We start from the raw sequence: 15,820 nt of genomic DNA on the forward strand, positions 1-15,820 counted from the left end.
CGACAGGCCCGTACGAGCACGGATCGCTCACCACCCGGCCACGGATCGGCCACCGCACATCGACGACGTCAGGGGACGGCGTCGACCGAGGGGACGGTCCACCTGTGTTCGATTCCGTGACGAGCGCCGCGCTGCAGAGCGCCCTCGACGGCCTGTCGATGCGGCAGCGGGTGATCGCGAACAACATCGCGAACATCAACACGCCGAACTACCACGCCGAGAAGGTCCAGTTCGAGGACGCCCTCGCGCAGTCGATCGTCGACGGCAGCGGTGCCACCGCCCCGACCGTCGCGCGCAGCCTCGAGCCGACGAACACCAACGGCAACAACGTGAACCTCGACGAGGAGACGCTCTCCAACGTCGACACCGTGCTCCGGTACCAGTTCGCGACGCAGGCGATGAACTCCGAGCTCACCAGCGTCCGTGCGGCGATGCGGACGAACTCGTGACCACGTTCGACGCGATCGGCATCGCGAGCACCGGCATGACCGTGCACCGCAAGTGGCTCGACGCGATCTCCGACAACATCGCCAACGTCAACACCGTCCGGTCGATGGACGACTCCGCCTTCCAGGCCCGCTACGTCGAGGTGCAGGAGGGCAGCGGCGTCTCGGGCGCCTACGTCAAGGGTGCCGCGTTCGGCAGCGCCGCCGGACGGGTCACGTACGACCCGGACAACCCGCTCGCGAACGCCGAGGGCTACGTCCGCATGCCGGACATCGACCTCGGGACGCAGATGGCGGACCTCATCATGGCCCAGCGCGGCTACCAGGCGAACGCCGCCGTGGTCGACCGTGCCAAGACCGCCTACGAGGCGGCACTGCAGATCGGGAAGAACTGATGCCCATCGACGCCGTGAACGGTGTGACCACCAACGCGATGACCCGCGCCTTCGCCGGGGCGACCGACGCCGCGACCGGGGCCGGAGCCGCCGGGATCGGGACGACCGCCGCGACCGGTGCGTCCGGTGACGGCTTCGCCGCGAGCCTCGGGAACGCGGTCGACGGTCTCCAGCAGCTGCAGAGCGACTCGAAGACGCTCGCGCTGAAGGCCGTCACGGGCAACCTCGACGACATCCACGACGCCACGATCGCCGCCACCCGCGCGCAGGTCACGCTCGAGCTCGTCGCGGCCGTGCGCAACAAGGGCGTCGACGCCTTCAACGAGATCATGAGGATGCAGGCCTGATGCCGGTCGCCGTCAAGAACGTGTGGGCGCGCCTCAGCGCCTACGTCCAGGGGTTCACCGCCGCGCAGCGCACCATCGCGATCCTCGTGATCGCCGCGCTCGTGCTCGGCGGCATCGCCCTCGCGAGCTGGCTCGGCAAGGCGTCGTACGCGCCGCTGTTCACCGGGCTCGCCGCCGCCGACGCCTCGAGCGTCACCGACCAGCTCACGACCGACGGGGTGCCGTACCAGCTCACCGACGGCGGCGCCACGATCCTCGTGCCGCAGGGTTCGGTGTACTCCGAACGGCTCAAGGCCGCCGCGAACGGCCTGCCGTCCTCGAACGAGGGCGGCTACTCGCTCCTCGACCAGATGGGCGTGACGAGCTCCGAGTTCCAGCAGAACGTCACCTACAAGCGCGCGATCGAGGGCGAGCTCGCCAAGACGATCTCCGCGATGGACGGCGTGCAGACCGCCTCGGTGCAGCTCGCCATCCCGGAGAAGACGGTGTTCGTCTCCGAGGAGAAGGACCCGACGGCCTCGGTGTTCATCGCGACGAAGAACGGCGCGCAGCTGACCGCCGACCAGGTCCAGGCCATCGTGCACCTGACGAGCGCCGCGGTCGAGGGCATGCAGCCCACCGACGTCTCCGTCGTCGACTCGAAGGGCCAGACGCTCTCCGCGGTCGGCACCGGCGCCGCCGGCAGCGGCACGGACCAGGCCGCGGACTACGACCAGGCCACGAGCAAGAAGATCCAGGACCTCCTCGACACGACGCTCGGCGCCGGCAACGCGACCGTGGTCGTCTCTGCGACGATGAACCAGAACACCGGCACGAAGACGTCGGAGTCGTACGCGTCCCCGACCGGCGGCCCGGTCGCCCTGAACGAGTCGAGCACGACCGAGCAGTACGGCGCCGGCTCCGGTGCCGGCGGTGCCGGAGCGACCGGCGTGCTCGGGCCGGACAACATCGCGGTACCGAACGGATCCGCGACCAGCGGCGCGGGCAACGACTACAAGAACGAGTCCGCGACGAAGAACAACGCCGTCGACCACACGACCGAGACGACGCAGATCCCGGCCGGTGCACTCGAGAACCAGTCGGTCTCGGTCGCCTTGAACGCGAAGGCCGCCAGTGTCCAGAACGCCAACCTGCAGAGCATCAACGACCTCGTGTCCCGCGCCGCCGGTATCGACACCACCCGCGGCGACAAGATCGCGGTCGCGATGATGAACTTCGACACGACCGCCGCCGCGCAGGCCGCGGCGGCCCTCAAGGCGCAGCAGCAGGCGGACCAGCAGGCGTCGCTCTGGGCGACCATCCGGACCGCCGGCATCGTCATCGGGAGCCTCCTCGCCCTCATCGCGATCATGTGGGTCATCGCTCGACGTGCCCGCCGCCAGGAGCGCGAGGCCGTCGACCTCGGCGAACTCGACGCCTTCTCCGGCGAGACGTTCCAGCTGCCCCTCGCCGTCGACGAGCCCGAGGCGCTCCGCGCCGGGGACACCCCGACCGTGGCGCTCCCGACGTTGCCCGTCGAGGACGCGCCGACCGAGGTGCTCACCACCGAGGAGATCAGCGCCGAGCGCCGCCGCCAGGACATCCAGGCGCTCGCCGAGCGTGACCCGAAGCGCACCGCCGACCTGCTCCGCGGGCTCCTCGACGACCGGGCACCGGTGTGAGCGGCCTCGTCCCGAGCGTCGGCGGACCCGGCGGCAGCGGGCCGTCCGGCGCTGTCGACCGCCCGCTGACCGGGTCCCAGAAGGTCGCGCTCATCCTCATGCAGATGGAGACCGACCGCGCCGCCGAGGTGATGAAGCAGTTCACCGAGCTGGAGGCCGAGGAGATCTCCGCCGAGATCGTCCGCATGCGCCGGGTCGACGACACCGTCGTGGACCGCACCATGACCGAGTTCCACCGCATGACCATGCACGGCCGCACACAGAAGCGCGGCGGCAAGGAGACCGCGATGGGGCTGCTCGAGGCCTCGTTCGGCGCCGAACGCGCCGCCGGGGTCATGGACCGCCTCGCCTCGAACCTCGCCGGGCAGTCGTTCGACTTCCTCGACGACGCCGAGCCCGGGCAGGTCGTGACGCTCCTCGACGGCGAACTGCCGCAGACCATCGCCCTCGTGCTCGCGCACCTGCAGCCCGGGCAGGCCAGCGCCGTGCTCGCCGGCGTCGACGAGCGCGTCCGCACCGACGTCGCGCAGGCGTTCGCCACGATGGGTTCGGCGACGCCCGAGGCCGTCGGCATCGTCGCCGGAGTGCTCCGCCAGCGCGCCGGCGCCGTGGTGTCGCCGCGGGAGAGCGTCGAGGTCGTCGGGGGCATCGCGCCGCTCGTCGAGATCATCAACCGGTCCGACGTGGCGACCGAGAAGGCGGTGCTCGACGGCCTGGAGGCCCGCGACCCCGAACTCGCCGAGGACATCCGGTCCCGCATGCTCACCTTCGAGGACATCGTCAAGCTCGAGGCGCGCGACATCCAGCAGGTGCTCCGCGGGATCGACTCGAAGGTGCTGGCGACCGCCATGAAGGGCGCCGCCGGACCGGTCGTCGAGACCATCCGCGCGAACGTGTCCGAGCGCAACCGCGAGCTCCTCGACGACGAGCTGCAGGCGATGGGACCGATCCGGGTCTCGCAGGTCGAGGAGGCCCGCGCCGAGGTCGTCCGGTCCGTCCGCGAACTCGAGGCCCAGGGCGTCATCACCGTCCACCGCGCCGAGGAGGACGAGCTCGTTGACTGACCAGACCGTCCAGCGCATGACCTTCCCCGTCCTCGGGTCCGCCACCGCCGCCACGACCGCCGCTGCGGCGGAGGTCCGCGGGCACGCCGCCGGGTACGCGGCCGGTCTCCGCGCGGCGCAGGCCGAGACCGACGCGCTCCAGGCGCGGCTCCAGGCGGAGCACGACCGGCGACTCGCGTCGCTCACGGCGGACACGGTCCGCCGCGTGGCCGTCCTCGACGCCGCCACCAACGCCCTCCTCTCGCAGGTCGTGCCCGTCCTCCGCGACGCCGAGGCGTCGCTCGCGGACGCGGCGATGGACCTGGCGGAGGCCGTCGTCGGGTACGCGATCCGTGCCTCCAGGTCGACCGACGCCCCGGACGGCGGCCGGGAGGCATCGGACGCGTCCGGCGCGGAGGCCACCGTCCTGCGGGCACTCGCGTCGGTCGACGCGTCGGTGGCGCTCCGGGTGCGGGTGAGCGTCGGCGACGCTGCGCGCGTCGCGGAGCTCGACACGGCGGTGCCGGTCGTCGGCGACCCGTCGCTCTCCGACGGGGACGCCGTGGTGGACCTGCCGGACGGGCTGCTGGACGCCCGGATCGGCGCGGCGCTCGACCGCGCCCGCGGGGCACTCGGCGGTGCACGATGACCGCGACCCTGCTGCGCCCGCGCGGCCTCGACGCCGCGGTCGACCAGGCACGCCCGGTGCGCCAGGGTGTCGTGTCGAGCGCTGTCGGCCTCGGTCTGACCGTCGTCGGGCTCGAAGCCCGGATCGGCGACGTCGTCCTGGTCGGCGCCGACGGCGGCCCGCAGACCGCGGTCGAGGTCGTCGCGACGGACACCACCGGCACCCGCTGCATGCCGCTCGGCCCGCTCGTCGGGGTGACCGCCGGGACGCCGGCACGGCCCACCGGTCGGCCCGTGCTCGTCCCCACCGGCCGCGGCCTGTTCGGACGGGTCCTCGACGGACTCGGTCGGCCGATCGACGACCTCGGCCCGATCGACGCGGACGCATGGGTCCCGCTCGACCACGCGACGCCGGACGCGATGGGCCGTGCCCGCATCGACACGCCGCTGCAGCTCGGCGTCCGCGTGCTCGACACCCTGACCACGGTCGGCCGGGGGCAGCGCATGGGCCTCTTCGCCGGCTCCGGCGTCGGGAAGTCGTCCCTGCTGTCGATGATCGCGCGGGGGAGCGACGCCGCCGTGACGGTGATCGCACTCGTCGGGGAGCGCGGCCGCGAGGTGCGCGAGTTCCTCGAGGACGACCTCGGTCCGGAGGGGCTCGCACGGTCGATCGTCGTCGTGTCGACCTCCGACGAGCCGGCCCTCATGCGCCTGCGTGCCGCGTTCGTCGCCACCCGCATCGCCGAGTCGTTCCGTGACGAGGGCGCCGACGTCGTGCTCATGATGGACTCGCTCACCCGGGTCGCCATGGCGCAGCGGGAGATCGGCCTGTCCGTCGGCGAACCTCCGGCCACCCGCGGCTACCCGCCGTCGACGTTCTCGGTGCTCGCCGGGCTGCTCGAACGCGCCGGGACCGACCGGGTCGGCAGCATCACCGGCCTGTACACCGTGCTCGTGGACGGCGACGACCACAACGAGCCGATCGCGGACGCCGCCCGGAGCATCCTCGACGGGCACGTCGTGCTCGACCGGAAGCTCGCCGTCACCGGGCACTTCCCGTCGGTGGACGCGCTCGGGTCGGTGTCGCGCGTGGCCTCGAAGGTCACGAGCCGCGAGCAACGGGACACCGCGACCGCACTGCGGACCGTGATGGCGGCCCGTCGTGCCGCGCAGGACCTGCTCGACGTCGGGGCGTACCAGCGCGGGACGAACCCGCTCGTCGACGCCGCGGTCGACCACCAGCACGCGATCGACGCGTTCCTCCGGCAGGGCATGGACGAGCGCGCGACCGCCGTCGGCTCCTGGGACGCCCTCGCCGGGCTCGTCCGGACGCTCGGCGTCGGAGGTGGTGCCTGATGGCCAGGAAGTTCCCGCTCGCCGGACTGCTGCGGCTCCGGCACGCCGAGCAGGACCGCGCCGCCGCGGGACTCGCCGCCGCGAACGACCGGCTCCGCGACGCCGCCGACGCACGGGTCAAGGCCCGCCGGTCCCTCGCCGACCAGGCCGACGCGCAGCCGATCGAGGACGCCGCCACCCTGAGCGCCGTCGCCGCCGCGCGCGCCGCCACCCGCGGCATGCTCCAGGAACTCGACGCCGTCGTGCAGAGCCGCCGCGCCGGCGCCGACCGGGCGCAGGACGCCTACACCGCCGCACGCCGTGCCGCCCTCGGGCTCGAGAAGCTCGAGGAGCAGCACGTCGTCGCCGCCACCGCGGAGGACCTCCGCACCGAACAGAACGCCCTCGACGAGATCGCGGCCAGGAGCCGCACGGAAGGTGGTGCCCGATGAGCCTCGATGTCGTGCTCTCGCGGATCTCCGAGATCCGCAGCCAGATCGACGCCCTGCAGACCGGGACGGTCACGTCGACCACGTCCACGGACTCGACAGCGGCGTCCTCGGCCGCGTCCTCCGCCTTCGCGGACGCGCTCGCCACCGAGAACGGCGGGGGGACCGGGACGACGGCCGGCTCGCTCGCCACCGCCCTGGGGACCGCCGCCGCCGGCAGCACGACGCCGGCGACCTCGGTGGACGCCGGACAGGGGACCGTCGCGACCGGGAGCGGTGCGACGGGTGCCGACGTGGTGGCCGACGCGAAGAAGTACCTCGGCGTGCCGTACGTGTTCGGCGGGACGACGACGGCCGGGATGGACTGCTCCGGTCTCGTCCAGACGGTGTTCAAGGACCTCGGGGTCACCATGCCGCGGGTCGTCCCGGACCAGGCGAAGATGGGCGTCGAGGTCGGTTCGCTCAAGGACGCGCAGCCCGGCGACCTCATCGTCCCCAAGGGCGAGGGCCACATCGTCATCTACGTCGGTGACGGCAAGGTGCTGCACGCGCCGCACCCCGGCAAGGACGTCCGCATCGTCGACAACTGGTACTCGGACGCCGACATCGCCACGATCAGGCGCATCGTGCCGACCGCGCAGGACGCGGCGGCCCGCTCGACCGCCGGCGCCGGCGCCACGGGTTCGGGCACGGACCTGCAGACCGCGGCGCTCATGGCCCTGGTGCAGTCCGGAGGTGCCGCATGACCACGATGATCCCGACCGGCGCGCCGTCGTCGGCCACCACCGGCCGTGCCGTACCGGCCCGCCCGGGTGACGGCGGCTCCGCCTTCGGGCGGGTCCTGGCCGGTGCCGGTGCCGGTGCCGGTGGAAGCGACCGCGCCGGTACACCGGCCCGCGCGGGTGCTCGTGACGACGCCGACGCGACGGTGGTGCCCGTGGGCCGGCTGCACGGCCGTCGCACGGAGCACCCCGCGGCCGCACGGACCGCGGCCGAGCGCCGGGGCCCGTCGCAGCACGGCGCTCCCGCCGCCCGGGACGGGGCCTCGGCGGCGCCGGCCGGCGCGTTCGGCGCGTTCGGCGCGGCGGGCCCGGAGGCTGCGTCCGGCCCCGCGGGTGCGTCCGTCCCGGCCGACCCGTCGGCGACTGCTGATCGGTCCGTGACCGCCGGCTCGTCCCTGACCGCCGGCCCGTCCGTGACCGCCGGGTCGTCGACGCCGGCGGCCGGGGGAGCAGCCGCGGGCACCGCAGCGGCCGCCGTGCTGGCCGCCGCCACGGGGCTCGCAGCGGCGTCGGTCGCCGTGACCACGACCGGTACCGCAGCCGTCACCGCGTCGGGTACCACGCCGGGCACCGCAGCAGTCACCGAGACGGGCACCGCGTCCGACAGCACGACGCCCGAAGCCGCGACCGGGTCGTCGACCGAGGCGCTCCGGACCGAGCCGGACACGTCCGCGCCCATGGGGGCCACCGCGACCCCCGGCGCCCCGGGGGCCGTGAACACCACGGCGACCACCGAGCCGATCTCCGCCGCGCCGATCACCACCGCGCCGACCACCACCGCGCCGACCACCGCATCCGCCCTCGGCGAGCCGGGTACCACATCGTCGGCACGGACGGCCACGGGAGGTCCGGCACGGCCCGGCGCGGCACCGGTACCGGCACCGACCGTGCCGGGCACGACCACGACCACGACCGCGACGCCGTCCGCGCCGGACACCGCCCCCGCCGCGGGCACGGTCGCTCCCTCCGGGAGCGCCGCGATGCCCGCCCACCAGGCCGCCGGCTCGTCCGTGTCACCCGTCGCCTCCGGCACGGCTCCCGCTCCGGTCGCCGCCGGCGCGGCGGCGACCCCGAGCGGCCCGCGGACGGAGACGCCGACCACCGCACCCGCGGTCGTGGTGGTGCCCGCTGGCAGCGCACCCGGACCCCGCACGGGCGGTGGCGGGACCGGCACCGGGACCGACGGACGGGCGTCCGCCGGGGCCGAGCCGGGCCTCCAGGCCGTCGACGGGACCCGCGCGACCGCGGCGACGGTCGCGTTCCCGACCCCGACGGTGGCCGCTGCGCCCGTCGCGGCACCCTCCGGTTCCGCGACGGCGAACGCGTCACCGACCGCGTTCGCGCAGCAGCTCGCACGCCCGCTGTTCTCGCTCGCGCAGGCCGGACCGGGTGAGCACGTCGTCACCGTCCAGGTGACCCCCGACGCGCTCGGTCCCGTCACCGTGCGCGCGCACGTCTCCGCGCACAGCATGCACGTGGAGCTCTACGCGCCCTCGGACGCCGGTCGCGAGGCGGTGCGGCAGGTCCTCCCGGACCTCCGCCGCGACGCCGCCGGCACCGGGCTGTCCACGACGCTCGACCTGTCCTCGCAGAACCACCCCGACTCCGCCCCGCGCCGCGACGAGCGTCCGGCCGGCGGCGTGCGGGTGGCCACCGACGACCGGGAGGCCCGACCCGGTCCCGCCACGCTCCGCACCCCGTCCACGACCACCGTCCGCACCGCGGGCCTCGACGTCCTCGCCTGAGCGACGGCACGAAAGGACCACACCATGCCACTCGACGGCATCACCGGCTCGGTCGACCCGGCCACCCAGGCGGCGGCCCTCGCGGCGAACCAGTCGTCCTCGCGGTCGCAGACGATGGACTCCGAGGTGTTCATGAAGCTGCTCGTCACGCAGCTCCGGAACCAGGACCCGTCCTCGCCGATGGACACCAACCAGATGATCTCCCAGCAGACGCAGCTCGCGATGATGGAGCAGATCACGAACCAGACCACGACGGCGAACGAGAACTTCTCGCTGCAGATGCGGATCGCCGCCGCGAACCTCGTCGGGAAGCAGGTCAGCTACACCGACGCGACCACGGGGAAGTCGATCGAGGGGACCGCGACAGCGGTGTCGTACGCGGGAAGCGTCCCCACGGTCACGGTGGGCGGGAAGGAGGTCGACCTCGACGTGATCTCCGGCATCAAGACCGCCTCCTGACCTCCCCTCCACCCTTCTTCTTCTTCTTCGGTACCGTCACGAAAGGACGCACCATGCTCCGCTCGCTCTACTCCGGCATCTCCGGCCTCCGCTCCCACCAGGAGATGCTCGACGTCACCGGCAACAACATCGCCAACGTCAACACGGTCGGCTTCAAGTCGTCGTCGACGGTCTTCCAGGACACCCTGTCGCAGATGACCCAGGGTGCCGGCGGTCCGCAGACCGGCATCGGCGGCACGAACCCGGCGCAGATCGGCCTCGGCGTGCAGGTCGCCGGGGTCTCGACGAACTTCGCGCAGGGCTCCGCGCAGGCCACCGGCAAGGCCACCGACCTGATGATCTCCGGCGACGGGTTCTTCGTCACGCGCCTCGGCAACGACACCGTCTACACCCGCGCCGGTGCGTTCGACTTCGACGCGGACGGCCGCCTGGTGTCCTCCGACGGCAAGATCGTCCAGGGCTACCCGGCCGTGAACGGCGTCGTCAACGCCAACGGCCAGCTCGGCGACATCACGCTGCCGCTCGACGCCGCAGCACCGGCCGTCCGCACCACGACCGCCGCGCTCACCGGCAACCTGCCGTCGGACACGGCCGTCGGCGACACCGTCACCCGCGACGCCACCGTCTACGACGCCACCGGCGCGAAGCACACCATGTCGATCGCCTACCAGCGCACCGCCGCCGGCTGGGACGTCACCGCCACGAACGGGCAGGGCGCCACCGCCACCTCGTCGATCACGTTCGGCGCCGACGGCAAGGTCGCGTCGGGCGGTGCCCTCACCGTCGGCGGCATCGCCGTCGACATGTCGGACCTCACCGGGTTCGCGACGCTGAACACCGCCACCATCTCGTCGCAGAACGGCCACGAGGCCGGGTCGCTCCAGGGCTACTCGATCTCGAAGGACGGGACGGTCACGGGCACGTTCTCGAACGGCGCCTCCCTGGCCCTCGGCCGCATCGCCCTCGCGACGTTCGCCAACCCGGCCGGCCTCGAGAAGACCGGCGCCTCGGGCTACCGTGCGACGGCGAACTCCGGCCAGGCCTCGATCGGCGGTCCTGGTTCGGCGGGGGTCGGTTCGCTCGCGGCGGGGACGCTCGAGATGTCGAACGTCGACCTGTCGCAGGAGTTCACCAACCTCATCGTGGCGCAGCGCGGGTTCCAGGCGAACGCGCGCATCATCACGACCTCGGACGAGGTGCTGCAGGAGCTGACGAACCTGAAGCGGTAGCGGTAGCGGTAGCGGCACGGCTCGCGGGCGCGGCGCGCGGCGCGCGGCGCGCTTCGCGTTCGCATCACCGGAGTCACCTCGCACCACGCGGACGCGCGGTGCGAGGCGACTTCGGTCGTGTGCAGGTGCGGGACCGTCGCGCGCGGCCCTACTCCGCGTGCGCCTCCAGGAAGCGGTACACCTCGCCGTCGTCGACCCCGGGGAACCGGCCCGTCGGCAGGGGAGCGAGGACGTGCTCGCCGAGCTTCGCGCTCGGCCAGGCGGCCTCCTTCCACTTCGCCTCGAGCGGTGCCGGAGGACGCCGACAGCACGACGGATCGGGACAGTTCGACTGCCGCCGGACGGTGGTGTCGCGTCCCCGGAACCACTGCGCGTGCGCGAACGGCGTGCCGAGCGTGATCGAGAACTCGTCGTCGTCGGTCCCGGTCTGCACGCTGCACCAGTACGTACCGTTCGGGGTGTCCGTGTACTGGTAGTGCTCGCGGGAGCGGTTCCGGTCCTCGAAGGCCGTCCGGGAGGCCCACTTCGCGCAGACGACCTGTCCGACGATCCCGCCGTCGGTGTCGGTGGGGAACGTGATGCCGTCGTTCTCGTAGCCCTTGACGATCGCGCCCGAGCGACGGACCCGGACGAAGTGGACGGGGAGGTCGAGGAAGCGGGTCGCGAGGGTGGTGAACCGGTGCGCTGCCGTCTCGTGCGTGACACCGAACGCGTCCCGGAAGTCCTCGAGGGCGATGTCGCGCCGGGACTTCGCCTGCTGCAGGAACGGCACGGCGGCGTCGCGCGGGACGAGGCACGCGGCCGCGAACGCCGTGATCTCGATGCGCTGCCGCAGGAACTCGGCGTAGTCCGCGGGCGGTCGGTGCCCGAGCACGACGTGCGCGAGCGCCTGCAGCGCCAGGCTGCGGAGTCCACGGCCACCGGGAGTCGCGGCCGGCGGGAGGTAGACCACGCCGTGCTCCCGGTCGGTGATCGTCCGGGAGGAGGCGGGGAGGTCATCGGCGTGCACGAGCCGGAAGCCGAGCTTCGAGGCGAGTGCTGCGACCGTGTGGTGCATGAGCGGCCCCGGCGGTCGCTCGACCGTGGCGAGCAGGTCGGCTGCCTGGTCCTCGATGTCCTCGTAGTAGTTGTCGGACGACTGACCCTGGAGCCGGAGCGCGATCATCGCCTCGCGTCCGGCGGCCTGCGTGACCGCGGACTCCTGGACGCGCCGCTCCAACGCCTCGTGCAGCGCGACGACGCTCGCGAGGACGTCGTCGGGCAGGCTCTTCCGGACGTCGATGCGCGGCAGGTCGAGCCGGGCCGCGAGCGGTGCGTCCTGGTACGCGGCGAGTTCGAGCTCCAACCGCGCCCGCTCGGTCGGCGGGGACGACGAGGTGAGGGTCGACACCGGGACGTCGAGCGCCGCCGCGATCCGAGCCAGGACGGAGACCTTCGGTTCCCGGAGCCCGTTCTCGATCATCGACAGGCGGCTCGGTGCGAGGTCGGTGGCGCGTCCGAGGACGTCGAGGGTCATCCCGCGCGTCGTGCGGACGTGCCGGATCCACTGCCCGAGCAGTCGCTGGGGGCCGTCGTCGTGGGACATGTCGTCACTCTTCCTCGAGTGTGAAGAACTGCCGTTCTTCTCCGTCTGGTCGCGAGCATAGCGCCCGTCCGCGCCCGCATGCTGAGGAGCACGACCACCGTAGGGCTCGACGAGGAGACCAGCATGACGATGACCGACACGAACCGTGACCGCCGCTTCGGTGATGCCGAGACGGGCCCGATCCCCGCCGCCGACGTCCACCGGCACACGCACCCGCCTGTTGCCGCCTGCTCGAGCGTCGAGGTCCCCGACGGAGCGCACCGGCACGGGGTGGCCAACCGGGAGCTCGCGGACTGGGTCGTCCGCTTGGCGCTGCTGACCCGGCCGGACGAGGTCGTCTGGTGCGACGGCTCCGATGCCGAGTGGACCCGCCTGACGGACCGCATGGTGGAAGAAGGCTCGCTCATCCGTCTCGACCCGGGTCTGCGTCCGGACAGCTTCCTCGCACGGAGCACCCCGGACGACGTCGCCCGGATGGAAGACCGGACGTTCATCTGCACGAGTGACCCGGCCGACGCCGGTCCGACGAACAACTGGCGCGAGCCGCGCTCGATGCGCGCCGAACTCAACGGCCTGTTCGCGGAGTCGATGCGCGGTCGGACGATGTACGTCGTGCCCTACTCGATGGGTCCGGTCGGCGGCGCGATCTCGCAGCTCGGCGTCCAGGTCACCGACTCCGCATACGCCGCGGTCTCCCTCGCCCTGATGGCCCGGGTGGGCGACGACGCCCTCGAGCACATCGGCCCGGACACGGCCTGGGTCGCGGGCGTGCACAGCGTCGGGTACCCGCTCCGGAACCCCGACGGCACCCGCCGGCCCGACGTCGCGTGGCCGAGCAACCCGACGAAGTACATCTCGCACTTCCCCGAGGAACGGGCGATCTGGTCGTTCGGCTCCGGCTACGGCGGCAACGCGCTGCTGTCCAAGAAGTGCTTCGCGCTACGGATCGGTTCCACCATCGCCCGCGATGAGGGGTGGCTCGCCGAGCACATGCTCCTCCTCAAGCTCACCGACCCGGACGGTCGCGCCCTGCACGTCGCGGCAGCGTTCCCGAGCGCGTGCGGCAAGACGAACCTCGCGATGCTGCAGCCCACGCTGCCCGGCTGGCGCGTCGAGACGATCGGCGACGACATCGCCTGGCTCCGGCCGGGCGCGGACGGGCGGCTGTACGCGATCAACCCCGAGGCGGGCATCTTCGGCGTCGCTCCCGGGACGTCCGTCGCCACGAACCCCGTCGCCATGGACACCATGCGGGAGCGGACGATCTTCACGAACGTCGCCCTGACCGAGGACGGCGACGTCTGGTGGGAGGGCCTGACCGACGAACCGCCGGCGCACCTGATCGACTGGCGGGGCGAGCACTGGACCCCGGCGTCGGGCACGCCCGCGGCGCACCCGAACGCCCGCTTCACGAGCCCGATCGAGCAGTGCCGGACCCTCGCCGACGACTGGTACGAGCAGGACGGCGTCCCCGTCGACGCGATCCTCTTCGGCGGTCGCCGGGCGACGAACGTGCCGCTCGTCGTCGAGACGGACAGCTGGGCGCACGGCGTGTTCGCGGGTGCGACCGTGTCGAGCGAGCGCACCGCCGCGCAGGAGGGCACGGTCGGCGAACTCCGCCGCGACCCCTTCGGCATGCTGCCGTTCGTCGGCTACGACATGGGGTCGCACTGGCAGCACTGGCTCGACGTCGGCGAGGCGCTCGGCGCCGCCGCTCCGAAGGTCTTCCAGGTCAACTGGTTCCGCAAGGGTGAGGACGGCACGTTCCTCTGGCCGGGCTTCGGTGAGAACGCCCGCGTCCTCGCGTGGATCGCCGACCGCGTCACGCGACCGGGAGCGGCCACGACCCGCGGGACGCCGCTCGGCGCCGTCCCGGCGGAGGGTGCGCTCGACGTGAGCGGCCTCGGGCTGTCGGGGACGAGCCTCCAGGCCCTGCACGACGTCGATCCGGCCAGCTGGCTCGACGAGGCGGACCGCACCGAGGAGTTCTTCACGTCCCTCGGCGCGACGGTCCCCGCCGCCGTGTGGGCGCAGCTCGAGGCCCTCCGGGCGCGCCTCGAGGCGGCGGCGGCCGAGCGCGGCGCGGCGGCGACCGAGCGCGGCACGGCGGCGACCGAGCGCGGCGCGGCGGCGACCGAGCGCGGCACGGCGGCGACCGAGCGCGGCGCGGCGGCGCCCGAGCGTGGCACGAGCGCATCGGTCGGGGTCGCAGCGTGAGCCGCGCGGGTACCGACCGGGTCTTCGACGAGTGGGTCGACCGCGGGTCGGTCGCGGCCGCGATGGTCCCGATCATCGACGGGCTCCACCGGCGCCACAACGTGGTGACGACGATCCACGGTCGGCGACTCGTCGGTCGCTCGGTGAACGAGATCCTCAAGCTGCACCGCTTCGCGCGACACGTGGACGGTGCCGAGCTGTCGCCCCACGAGGTGCTGCCGGTCCTGCACGCGTTGACCAGGCTCGACCTCGGTCCCTCGGTGGTCGACGTCGCCGACTGCAACGCGGGCTTCCGTCGGCAGGACGCCCTCGGCCTCGACGACCACCTGCGGCTCGTCCTCGCGGACGCGGTCGGCAGCGGTCCGTACGCGGCTGCGCCGCGGGACGTGGTCGTGTACGGCTTCGGACGCATCGGCCGGCTGGTCGCGCGGATCCTCCTGGCCCGGTCGGGAGGCGCGTACGGACTCCGCCTCCGAGCGGTCGTCCTGCGCTCCACGGGGCCGGAGGACCTGGTCAAGCGGGCGAGCCTGCTGCGGCGCGACTCCGTGCACGGGCCCTTCGACGGGACGATCACCGTCGACCAGGACGAGCAGACGATCACCGCGAACGGGACCGTCATCCGCTTCATCGGCGCGGCATCGCCGTCCGAGATCGACTACACGGCGTACGGGATCGACGACGCGATCGTCGTCGACAGCACGGGAGCCTCCTCCGACCGGTCGACGCTGTCCGCGCACCTCGCCGCCCCCGGCGTCTCCCGCGTCCTGCTCACCGCGCCGGCGTCGGGCGACGTCCCGAACATCGTGCACGGGGTGAACGACGCCGCGATCGGGGACGAGCCGATCCTCGCCGCGGCCTCGTGCACGACGAACGCCGTCACGCCGGTGCTCGCCGCGCTGGACGAGCGGTACGGCATCGAGCACGGGCACGTCGAGACGGTCCACTCGTTCACGAACGACCAGAACCTCACCGACAACCACCACCCGGGACCGCGCCGGGGTCGCTCGGCGGCGCTCAACATGGTGCCGACGAAGACCGGGGCCGCGCGTGCCGTCGCGAAGGCGTACCCGCCGCTCGCCGGCAAGCTCACCGGCAGTGCGATCCGGGTGCCGACGCCGGACGTGTCGATCGCGGTGCTCACGCTGACGCTCGGGACCGGCGTGACCCGGGAGGCGCTCAACGCCCACCTCCGCGAGGTGTCGCTGCGCTCGGCCCTCCGCCGACAGGTCGACTACGTGGAGTCGCCCGAGGTCGTGTCGAGCGACTTCCTCGGCTCGCGGAAGGCCGGCGTGGTCGACGGGCTGGCGACGATCGCCGACGGCGGGCGGCAGGTGGTGGTCTACGTCTGGTACGACAACGAGTACGGGTACAGCAGGCAGGTCGTGCGGGTGCTCGAGACGATGAGCGGGCAGCGGGTGCCGACCCTGCCGGGGGTGTCGGCGTCGGTGTCGGCGGTGTCGGCGGCGTCGGCAGGGGTACCTGACGCGCTCCCGGTGTGAG

The 15,820-nt window shown here is 73.1% G+C and carries 15 protein-coding genes; 14 read left to right on the forward strand and 1 reads right to left on the reverse strand.

Annotation, left to right across the window (positions count from 1 at the left end; translation table 11 throughout):
- Positions 1-104: 104 nt before the first annotated feature.
- The 12 genes from MON03_RS07540 to MON03_RS07595 are packed head-to-tail and all read left to right on the forward strand — an operon-like array spanning position 105 to position 10,518.
- The gene (locus tag MON03_RS07540; protein WP_022904196.1) at positions 105-449 is read left to right on the forward strand and encodes a flagellar basal body rod protein FlgB; all 345 of its coding nucleotides are present in this window, start codon (positions 105-107) and stop codon (positions 447-449) included.
- A complete protein-coding gene (locus MON03_RS07545) occupies positions 446-841 on the forward strand; it encodes a flagellar basal body rod protein FlgC (RefSeq protein ID WP_022904195.1) in 396 nt (131 codons plus the stop codon). Before MON03_RS07540 ends, MON03_RS07545 begins: the two co-directional genes overlap by 4 nt.
- Positions 841-1,188 (forward strand): flagellar hook-basal body complex protein FliE, encoded by a 348-nt coding sequence (gene fliE, locus MON03_RS07550; RefSeq protein WP_022904194.1) that lies wholly within the window; start codon positions 841-843, stop codon positions 1,186-1,188. The genes MON03_RS07545 and fliE overlap by 1 nt, the downstream gene beginning before the upstream one ends.
- Positions 1,188-2,849 carry a flagellar basal-body MS-ring/collar protein FliF gene (gene fliF, locus MON03_RS07555; protein ID WP_242091308.1) on the forward strand — a complete coding sequence of 554 codons (1,662 nt, stop codon included), beginning with the start codon at positions 1,188-1,190 and terminating at the stop codon, positions 2,847-2,849. The genes fliE and fliF overlap by 1 nt, the downstream gene beginning before the upstream one ends.
- Positions 2,846-3,913, forward strand: coding sequence for a flagellar motor switch protein FliG (fliG, locus tag MON03_RS07560; protein ID WP_022904192.1), 1,068 nt, complete (start codon positions 2,846-2,848; stop codon positions 3,911-3,913). The genes fliF and fliG overlap by 4 nt, the downstream gene beginning before the upstream one ends.
- Positions 3,906-4,541 (forward strand): FliH/SctL family protein, encoded by a 636-nt coding sequence (locus tag MON03_RS07565; protein WP_242091309.1) that lies wholly within the window; start codon positions 3,906-3,908, stop codon positions 4,539-4,541. Before fliG ends, MON03_RS07565 begins: the two co-directional genes overlap by 8 nt.
- Positions 4,538-5,875: a FliI/YscN family ATPase gene (locus tag MON03_RS07570; RefSeq protein ID WP_242091310.1), complete on the forward strand. Its 1,338-nt coding sequence runs from the start codon at positions 4,538-4,540 to the stop codon at positions 5,873-5,875. Before MON03_RS07565 ends, MON03_RS07570 begins: the two co-directional genes overlap by 4 nt.
- Positions 5,875-6,306, forward strand: coding sequence for a flagellar FliJ family protein (locus MON03_RS07575; RefSeq protein WP_242091311.1), 432 nt, complete (start codon positions 5,875-5,877; stop codon positions 6,304-6,306). Before MON03_RS07570 ends, MON03_RS07575 begins: the two co-directional genes overlap by 1 nt.
- Entirely contained in the window at positions 6,303-7,049 is a 747-nt protein-coding gene (locus tag MON03_RS07580; protein WP_242091312.1) for a C40 family peptidase, read from the forward strand. Before MON03_RS07575 ends, MON03_RS07580 begins: the two co-directional genes overlap by 4 nt.
- Entirely contained in the window at positions 7,046-8,830 is a 1,785-nt protein-coding gene (locus MON03_RS07585; RefSeq protein WP_242091313.1) for a flagellar hook-length control protein FliK, read from the forward strand. Before MON03_RS07580 ends, MON03_RS07585 begins: the two co-directional genes overlap by 4 nt.
- Positions 8,831-8,854: 24 nt before the next feature.
- Positions 8,855-9,289, forward strand: coding sequence for a flagellar hook assembly protein FlgD (locus MON03_RS07590; RefSeq protein WP_175327852.1), 435 nt, complete (start codon positions 8,855-8,857; stop codon positions 9,287-9,289).
- A gap of 53 nt (positions 9,290-9,342) precedes the next feature.
- A complete protein-coding gene (locus tag MON03_RS07595) occupies positions 9,343-10,518 on the forward strand; it encodes a flagellar hook protein FlgE (protein WP_175327851.1) in 1,176 nt (391 codons plus the stop codon).
- A gap of 148 nt (positions 10,519-10,666) precedes the next feature.
- Here the strand turns inward: MON03_RS07595 and MON03_RS07600 are convergent, their stop codons facing one another.
- Entirely contained in the window at positions 10,667-12,103 is a 1,437-nt protein-coding gene (locus MON03_RS07600) for a helix-turn-helix transcriptional regulator (protein ID WP_022904438.1), read from the reverse strand.
- 123 nt (positions 12,104-12,226) lie between these two features.
- Here MON03_RS07600 and MON03_RS07605 point away from each other — a divergent pair, with 123 nt between their 5' ends.
- Both MON03_RS07605 and MON03_RS07610 read left to right on the forward strand, forming a co-directional pair.
- The gene (locus MON03_RS07605) at positions 12,227-14,320 is read left to right on the forward strand and encodes a phosphoenolpyruvate carboxykinase (GTP) (protein ID WP_242091314.1); all 2,094 of its coding nucleotides are present in this window, start codon (positions 12,227-12,229) and stop codon (positions 14,318-14,320) included.
- Positions 14,317-15,819 carry a glyceraldehyde-3-phosphate dehydrogenase gene (locus MON03_RS07610; protein ID WP_277927284.1) on the forward strand — a complete coding sequence of 501 codons (1,503 nt, stop codon included), beginning with the start codon at positions 14,317-14,319 and terminating at the stop codon, positions 15,817-15,819. The genes MON03_RS07605 and MON03_RS07610 overlap by 4 nt, the downstream gene beginning before the upstream one ends.
- The last annotated feature ends 1 nt before the right edge of the window (position 15,820 follow it).

This window comes from Curtobacterium sp. DN_7.5, assembly GCF_022655355.1.
Lineage (GTDB): Bacteria > Actinomycetota > Actinomycetes > Actinomycetales > Microbacteriaceae > Curtobacterium > Curtobacterium luteum.

Coding starts and splice junctions, on each gene's coding strand:
- MON03_RS07575 (WP_242091311.1), top strand. CDS start 5,875: ATGGCCAGGAAGTTCCCGCTCGCCGGACTGCTGCGGCTCCGGCACGCC.
- MON03_RS07605 (WP_242091314.1), top strand. CDS start 12,227: ATGACGATGACCGACACGAACCGTGACCGCCGCTTCGGTGATGCCGAG.
- fliE (WP_022904194.1), top strand. CDS start 841: ATGCCCATCGACGCCGTGAACGGTGTGACCACCAACGCGATGACCCGC.
- fliF (WP_242091308.1), top strand. CDS start 1,188: ATGCCGGTCGCCGTCAAGAACGTGTGGGCGCGCCTCAGCGCCTACGTC.
- MON03_RS07580 (WP_242091312.1), top strand. CDS start 6,303: ATGAGCCTCGATGTCGTGCTCTCGCGGATCTCCGAGATCCGCAGCCAG.
- MON03_RS07570 (WP_242091310.1), top strand. CDS start 4,538: ATGACCGCGACCCTGCTGCGCCCGCGCGGCCTCGACGCCGCGGTCGAC.
- MON03_RS07595 (WP_175327851.1), top strand. CDS start 9,343: ATGCTCCGCTCGCTCTACTCCGGCATCTCCGGCCTCCGCTCCCACCAG.
- MON03_RS07590 (WP_175327852.1), top strand. CDS start 8,855: ATGCCACTCGACGGCATCACCGGCTCGGTCGACCCGGCCACCCAGGCG.
- MON03_RS07585 (WP_242091313.1), top strand. CDS start 7,046: ATGACCACGATGATCCCGACCGGCGCGCCGTCGTCGGCCACCACCGGC.
- MON03_RS07600 (WP_022904438.1), bottom strand. CDS start 12,103: ATGTCCCACGACGACGGCCCCCAGCGACTGCTCGGGCAGTGGATCCGG.